The sequence below is a fragment of the Phragmitibacter flavus genome (assembly GCF_005780165.1).
GTDB lineage: Bacteria > Verrucomicrobiota > Verrucomicrobiia > Verrucomicrobiales > Verrucomicrobiaceae > Phragmitibacter > Phragmitibacter flavus.
This window is the reverse complement of sequence record NZ_VAUV01000031.1, coordinates 21,855-28,940: the sequence shown is the minus strand read 5'-3', so window position 1 is coordinate 28,940 and position 7,086 is coordinate 21,855. Positions and strand designations below refer to the sequence as shown.

Below are 7,086 nucleotides of genomic sequence, written 5' to 3'. Positions count from 1 at the left end.
ACGGGCTCCTTGCATTCCGAGCCCGCCGAAGCAATGATGACCCCCTAACCACGGTGTCACACCTAATGAGTCAACGACACCCTCTTTCCTACACCTCCCCGGTGTCATTTACTTTTGAGGCAACAAGGCGGGCGGTGGCGTCGGTCAGTTGACGGCGGCGGCGGCGGGCTCGGTCAATGCGGGAGAAGCGGGCGTGGGCTGCACCTGGTTGACGTTTTCGCGAAGTTGTTTCACCCATGCACTGGCGTTGGGATGGGTGGGGTTTTCGCGGATGATTTTGAGCATGTCAGCCAGGGCCTGGATGCTGTTGATGCTGTTGGAGAACAGGCTCTGGGATTTGGCCCAGACGAGCTGGGGGTAGTTTTGCTTGTAGTAGACCTGGAATTCGGTTTCGCTCTGGAGGGCCTTGCGCAGGGAGAGCTCGGTGTTGATGCGCATGTCCCACTGGGCGGAAAATTCAGCAGGCTTGTTCTCGAGGTAAAAGGGAAGAATCACCTTTGAGTAGATGCCCGCGATGTTGAGCGGGACGTATTCCCAATCCTGGCGGGTGAAGTAGTTTTCGAGCTGGTAGGCGCGGCTGAAGACGCTGGATTTGACATCGCCACCACCACGGTTGCCGCCGCCCTGGAGGATGCCGAGCGTCATGCCGGCCGGTCTCTGGCCGCCCTGCCTGCCTCGCGGCGCGTTTCCTTTTTTATTGCTGTCGGCGGCCTCGACGACACCGGAGGCGGTGTGTTTGGTGTTTTCCTGAACCAGGCCAACGGCGCGACCGAGGAAGGCCTGGAGCGGAGCGATGAGGGTGTCGATTTCTTCGACCTGCTGGGCCTGGAGGGAGAGCAGGGTGTATTCGATTTGAAGTTTGATGGCGGGGCCGAATTCGGGGTCGCTGAGCATGCCGGCGTTGTTGTCCTTCCAGACCTGGAAATCAGTGGTTTTGCGGTCCTTGCGGTCAAATTCGACGAGTTTTTCACAGGAAAGGTAGAGATCGACGGCGGCTTTTTCACTGCCGGCAGCGGAGCGGAACTGCGAGAGCGCGGTGCCCAGGGCCTCATCGCGATTTTTGGTGATGGTCTCCTCGATTTGGTCGAGTTGTTTGGTGAGGTTGGCCATCTGGTCGGCGGTAAGGGCGACTTTGGGAGTGGCTGTAGCTGCGGCAGCTGGTGGTTCCGTCGCAGTTTGGGCGGAGAGCAGGGCCGGGGCGAAGGCGAGAAGAGGAAGGAGTCTTTTCATGGATGAGGAAAGGAATGGGATGGACGCAGGTGGCTGTAATTCAACGTGTGAAAAAGGGTGAAACTTAGCGGAGAGGTTTTGGTTTCGGGAGGAGGGCAATAAAACAGATGGGGCGAGTCGTGGATTGGGGGTTGTATTTTGCGCGAGTCATTTTTATAGGTGTCGCCCGTTTTTGTCACGGTCTCGTTTTATTTGTCTTGTATGGTCATCCGCAAAAAATCCTATGCTCGTGCCGGCCTGGTCGGCAATCCTTCCGATGGCTATTTTGGAAAGACGATTTCGTTCATCATCCGCAATTTTGAGGCGGAGGTGGTGCTGTATGAGACGCCGGAGCTGCGGATCGAGCCGAATTACCGGGACCATTCCGTGTTTGATGACATCTCGCATCTGGCGAAGGACGTAGGGCAGTTTGGTTATTATGGTGGCATCCGATTGCTGAAGGCGACGGTGAAGGTGTTTCACGATTACTGCGTGCGGGAAGGGATCGCGCTTCACGACCGCAACTTTACGCTGAGGTATGAGAGCAACATTCCGCCGCAAGTGGGAATGGCGGGCAGCAGTGCGATCATTTGTTCCTGCATGCGGGCGCTGATGGAATTTTATGAGGTTGAGGTGCCGAAGGAAAAGCAGCCGAATCTGGTGTTGAGCGTGGAGAACGATGAACTTGGCATTCCAGCGGGATTGCAGGACCGGGTGATTCAGGTTTTTGAAGGGGTGGTGTTCATGGACTTCAACCGTGGTCACGTGGAGGAGTTGGGCCATGGGATTTATGAGGAGATCGATCCGACCCTGCTGCCGCCGCTGTATGTCGCCTACACGAAAAAGTTGAGCGAGGGGACCGAAGTGTTTCACAACGACATCCGCAGTCGTTGGAAGCGTGGCGAGCGGGATGTGGTTTCGGCGATGTATCACTGGGCCGCTTTGGCGGAGCGCGTGAAGGAGATGTTGTTGAGCGGTCGTGGTCGTGACATTGGACCGTTGTTGAACGAGAATTTTGATCTACGTCGTCGTTTGTATCAGATCAGCAAAGGCAACATCGACATGGTGGAAGCCGCGCGTTCCGTGGGGGCGAGTGCCAAGTTCACCGGCAGCGGCGGGGCGATTGTGGGGACCTATGAGGATGACGCGATGTTCTCAAAAATTCAGGAAGTCATGGAGCCAATGGGGATCGCCGTGATCCGGCCGCAGGTGCTGCCGGTGGGGTAGGTTTTGTTGGGGTCAAGGGTCAAGATTTGAAGGAAGGCGCATGCAGTGACAGGGAAGGTGCGTGCAGCCTCCGAGGAGGGGGGAAGCTGATCCACCGATTCGAAACGACTACCCTGGTTCATGACCACCTATTCGGGACCGGTCACTGGAGACCCTATGGAAAAATTTTGTTATTTGACGTGCAAAATAACACCTCGATTCGAGCATAAATCTCCATTTTTGAAGAATAACACCTGAAAATCCGTGTTATTTTGCATCCCAAATCGGATCAACTCTCGAAAAACCTTCAAATTTGAAGCATATAGGGTGATATTATCCGCAAAACATCAAATTAACCCTCTGTTCTACGAAATAAACCAATGCCATCAGCAACAATAACACTACCAGACGGAACAGTAGTGACCATCGACGGAACTCCAGAAGAAGTTGCACGACTTCTTCAGCTCTACGGCGGCGGTTCAACGGCATCCACAGCGGCTGCCGTGAAGACTCCAAAACAGAAGACTTCTATAAAAAAGGTTTCCGGCGCTCGGGCAAAATCGGAGAGCAATCCAACTCAAGGGAATGGCATTGATCTCAATGAAATAATCAACCTTATCAAAAACTGCGATGAGGCAGAAGAGATTGAATCAGCTATTCTGGACAAAGTTGGTCAGGTGAATAGGATTTTGCTTCCGCTCTTTGTTGCCCACCAGCATCTCGAACATGATCAGGGTCTGACAACCGGTGAGATTAGCCAAATCACGAAGGATCTTGGAATTCCGATCCACGTCGCCAATGTGTCTAACACCCTAACCAAAACGGCGGCCAAGTATGTGATGGGTGACAAAGTTCGGAAGAAGGGCCAACCCGTCCACTACAAGCTGAGTCGGAGAGGCGTTAAGTATATGGAGGATATCCTTAAGGGTAAGACCGATGATTGATCGCTCGGAATTTGCCCATCATCTCGCGACTCTTGACCTTTCCCACTTGGATAGGGCAGTCGCGTTGCTTTACTATTACAGGCAGTCACAGGAATTTGAAGAGCGGTCGGCAGGTGCATTGGCATCGGATTTACACGAGGAAGGCTTTCCGAAGGCTAATGTGACTCGATTGCGCGATGAACTTTCTCGTAGTCGATACACAGCAAAGGGCAAACAGAAGGGCACCTTTCAGCTTGATTTGCGGAGGCTCAGCGAACTTGATGCCGCCTATAGCGACGTATTAAGCATTCGCAAGGTTAAGGTTGTCGGGAACGTCATTCCTACAGAATGGATAACAGGAACACGTCCTTATTTGGAACAGATGGTTCACCAAATTAATGCAACCTATGAGTATGGGCTTTACGACGCGTGTGCTGTTCTGTGTCGGCGTCTGATGGAGTCTCTGATTATCGAGATTTACATTCAAGAGGGTCGTCAGCATCAGATTCAAGTCAATGGAGTTTTTATGATGCTGGAACGATTGGTAGCGACCATATCAGCAGACACAGCCATAACATTGTCGCGCAATTCTCCGAAAACAATGAAGGAGATAAAGCAGCTTGGCGATACTGCTGCGCATGACCGCACTTATATCACACCCCAAGTAGATATTGATGACGTCAAGGCCCGCTACCGGCAGCTCCTTCAAGAGCTTCTAGTTAAAGCCGGAATAAAGAAGACGTAGAACAAGGCCTCGCCCCTAACGCCTGACTCCAGTTCTCGCCGCCATGACCGCTACAACCTCAACCCCGTGTTCCATCCTCGCCCCCGGTCAGGCGTAGGAGGACTCAACGTTAGCCGAGGAAAATGATCAAACGCTTACTGAGCTTTATCCGGTGTATACGGGAGCCGACGTTCGATGACCCGAAGACGTCCCGCTGGGCTGACCTCTTTCAGAAGAGAGCGCGGTTGACTGGTCAGCTGCCAGAGCCGGATATGCTCCAGAAGTTGGGCATTCCAGCGGATGATCCATTTTGGAAGCAAGACAACTCAAATCCATCTGCCGGATTCGCGGTGAATGTGGGATATCCTGTGGGAGATGCACTTCGGGCGGATTCGTTTGAATATCTTGAGGTTGTGGCGGTCGATGACTTCGGCCGCCTAGTTCGCAAGCTTCCGCTCTCGAAAACCTCCTCGAACATCTTTTTCCACAGTTCAAACACTATCTATACCCTTAATGGTGTGGGGAGCGCTATTGAGCCGAGCGATTTTATCTGGAGGGTATCCCGAGTATTCGGTGATTTGCTCCGACAGATTGAGGCGGAACCGGAGGTGCTGCAGGAGGGTGAGAGTGGAGATGAAGACGATGATCCAGAAGTCGAGCCGATGAGCTTTAATCCCGCAGACTACACCATCAACCGCATAACGTGGGACAAGAGTCTGAACGCGTGGTATGTCATCACAGACCAAAGAGGCTAAAAAGTCGATCCATCCAACGGCGAGTATGCTTCAGTTTGAATTCAGGCTTCCAGCCCCGCCGTGGATGAGCTATACGTTCGCCTAACTGAAATGCGGACTCTGGTAACAGCATTAGCGATCTGCCTTCTCGTTGGGTGCGCGGCAGCTCCCCCGGAGGTTATCGTTGGTAGTGACTCATCGGCTTCTCGGGAGTTCATCGGCGCGGACGAGATTACCATTTATTCGCTCCTGCCTTTGGAGACATGGAACGTGACCATGAACTATCCGTCCCGAGCCCAACATCTTCTCAGTTTGCCCGCATTTCATGATTTCCCAGTTCTTGGATCATTCCGAGTCTCCGGCCCTGCCGAGGTTTCGAGTTGGGCCTCGTTATTGAGCACGTCATTTGTGGATCGTCCTCGGACGATGTGCGACTTCATGCCACGACATGGTGTGCGACTTGTTCGGAACAGGGATACGACCGACTATCTTATGTGCTTCACTTGTGGAGTCTTGGTTGTCCATTTTCGTGGAGGCCGTTCCACATCACACCGTCCCGTGTGGTCGCGTGCAGTCCTGGAGCGGATGAACTCGGAGCTTGATCGTCGCAATATCGAAAGGGTATCCAATAACGCACAGCCACCACCGACAACAAGGGCGAACCAAACGGATGCGAGCAACGGCTCGGAGGCTATCCGTCGGGTCAGCAACGTCCGCTCCTCGCCATTGCCTGATCCGAATCGTTGGCATGACGAAACACAAACCGATCAAAGCTTGCAATGCGTCGTTTTACGGCGATGAAGCGTGAAGCTGAAATATGAAACCACGCGGTCTCAAGCTGATATGGCCAATATGGAGCGCGCCAATTGTTGCGATGCTGACAGTGTGGGCGTCGGGTCCGTTAAATACTGCCGCTCCGAATCAAGGGGCAATGGTAGTTCGATTTCTAGGATTTTTTACGTGGGCGGTAATTGCACTGATAGGTGGCCTGGCCACTCCGATGATATTGAAATCGAGGGAAAAGGACGAATGGGTAGCTGCAGTCGGAGCTGGTTTAGTTTCGATATTTATCGGGTATGGGATCATGTCAGGAATGAAATAAAAAGGAGTCCAACCCTCAAGTCAACTTTGGTCGCGAAGCGCACCAGAGCCAGGAGTTGTTGAACAGGTCGCTGTCCAAAATCACGGGTAAACGTGAGCAAAGGGGGGAAGCTCTTAAGCGTTCTACTTTTATTCTTCGGCCAATTCATCGGGTGTGTTGGGTGCATTCGGTGCGCATGATTGGCTCCATGGTGCCGGATCGGCGTGGAGGTGTTCCGGTTAACGCTTTGATCCCTCGTTTTGCGGATTCGGTTTCTTTGAGAAAATATGACTTGCTGCGATGAGCAATATGATATATTGCTCCTGTTGAGTGAATGATCTTTCCTTTGAATGGGACCCGGTCAAGGCTGCGAGGAACGCTGCCAAGCACGGTGTCACATTCGAGGAAGCCCGGGCAGTTTTCTTAGACGAGCATGCCTTGGTCATCCCTGATCCTGACCACTCTCAGCAAGAAGAGAGATTCATCATTATGGGACAGGGGGCTAAATTGCGCGTGCTTGTTGTGGTTCACTGTTTTAGGCAGAAAGGCTCATCCATTCGAATAGTCTCTGCCCGGCGAGCCAGAACCAAAGAACAAAAACCCTATTGGGAGAACCTAAAATGAGGAAAGAATACGATTTTTCCAAAGCGGAGCGGAACCCTTATGTCAAGCGGCTCAAGAAGGCGGTGACCATCCGCCTTGAGCCGGACGTGATCCACTACTTCAAGTCCCTTTCAACTGAAACCGGTATTCCCTACCAAAATCTCATCAACTTGTATTTGGTCGACTGCGCGAAAGAAGGCAGGAGGCTAGAGTTGAACTGGAAACAATGAATTGAGATTCCTTCAGATTGGATTGGTTGCGAAGCCCTGCTGAGCTGGCCGTTGGTCGGTGTTGTCGAATAAATGAAAAAGAAATCCGTTTTTCACCATGACAACCTAGGCCAGTTTCGGGGGGAGACTCACTTTGTTGGAGGAAAGCAGAACAGAAGAAAAGTGAGGACCGTTGACGGGATGGAACCCGACGAATTTTTGAGACGAAACGCCTGCGACGTGTGGTTGCATCAAGAAGGTCACCACGACGTTCTGCACCAGAAAGAGATGGAGCGAAATCGGGAGACGATTGATGAAATCGACGATGATGATGAGATACCCTTTTAGTCTAGTGACTGCTGCACTGCCTTCAACGTGGTGCCGGTGGTGAATGGCA

Annotated in this window: 8 protein-coding genes; 7 read left to right on the top strand and 1 reads right to left on the bottom strand. The window is 52.5% G+C overall.

Annotation, left to right across the window (positions count from 1 at the left end; all coding sequences use genetic code 11):
- Window positions 1–144 precede the first annotated feature (144 nt).
- Window positions 145–1,230: a hypothetical protein gene (locus FEM03_RS23940; protein WP_138088930.1), complete on the bottom strand. Its 1,086-nt coding sequence runs from the start codon at window positions 1,228–1,230 to the stop codon at window positions 145–147.
- 201 nt (window positions 1,231–1,431) lie between these two features.
- Between FEM03_RS23940 and FEM03_RS23935 the strand changes: the two genes are divergently transcribed.
- The 7 genes from FEM03_RS23935 to FEM03_RS23905 all read left to right on the top strand — a co-directional run bounded on the left by FEM03_RS23935 (window position 1,432) and on the right by FEM03_RS23905 (window position 7,037).
- The gene (locus tag FEM03_RS23935; RefSeq protein WP_138088928.1) at window positions 1,432–2,436 is read left to right on the top strand and encodes a mevalonate kinase family protein; all 1,005 of its coding nucleotides are present in this window, start codon (window positions 1,432–1,434) and stop codon (window positions 2,434–2,436) included.
- A gap of 359 nt (window positions 2,437–2,795) precedes the next feature.
- Window positions 2,796–3,359 (top strand): hypothetical protein, encoded by a 564-nt coding sequence (locus FEM03_RS23930; protein ID WP_138088927.1) that lies wholly within the window; start codon window positions 2,796–2,798, stop codon window positions 3,357–3,359.
- Complete coding sequence (locus tag FEM03_RS23925) at window positions 3,352–4,083, top strand: DUF4145 domain-containing protein (protein ID WP_138088925.1); 732 nt, start codon at window positions 3,352–3,354, stop codon at window positions 4,081–4,083. The genes FEM03_RS23930 and FEM03_RS23925 overlap by 8 nt, the downstream gene beginning before the upstream one ends.
- A 122-nt stretch (window positions 4,084–4,205) precedes the next feature.
- Window positions 4,206–4,817, top strand: coding sequence for a hypothetical protein (locus FEM03_RS23920; protein ID WP_138088923.1), 612 nt, complete (start codon window positions 4,206–4,208; stop codon window positions 4,815–4,817).
- Window positions 4,818–6,207: 1,390 nt separating this feature from the next.
- Window positions 6,208–6,501 carry a BrnT family toxin gene (locus FEM03_RS23915; RefSeq protein WP_138088922.1) on the top strand — a complete coding sequence of 98 codons (294 nt, stop codon included), beginning with the start codon at window positions 6,208–6,210 and terminating at the stop codon, window positions 6,499–6,501.
- On the top strand, window positions 6,498–6,710 hold the full coding sequence (locus FEM03_RS23910) for a BrnA antitoxin family protein (RefSeq protein ID WP_138088921.1): 213 nt from the start codon (window positions 6,498–6,500) through the stop codon (window positions 6,708–6,710). The genes FEM03_RS23915 and FEM03_RS23910 overlap by 4 nt, the downstream gene beginning before the upstream one ends.
- A gap of 72 nt (window positions 6,711–6,782) precedes the next feature.
- A complete protein-coding gene (locus FEM03_RS23905) occupies window positions 6,783–7,037 on the top strand; it encodes a hypothetical protein (RefSeq protein ID WP_138088920.1) in 255 nt (84 codons plus the stop codon).
- The last annotated feature ends 49 nt before the right edge of the window (window positions 7,038–7,086 follow it).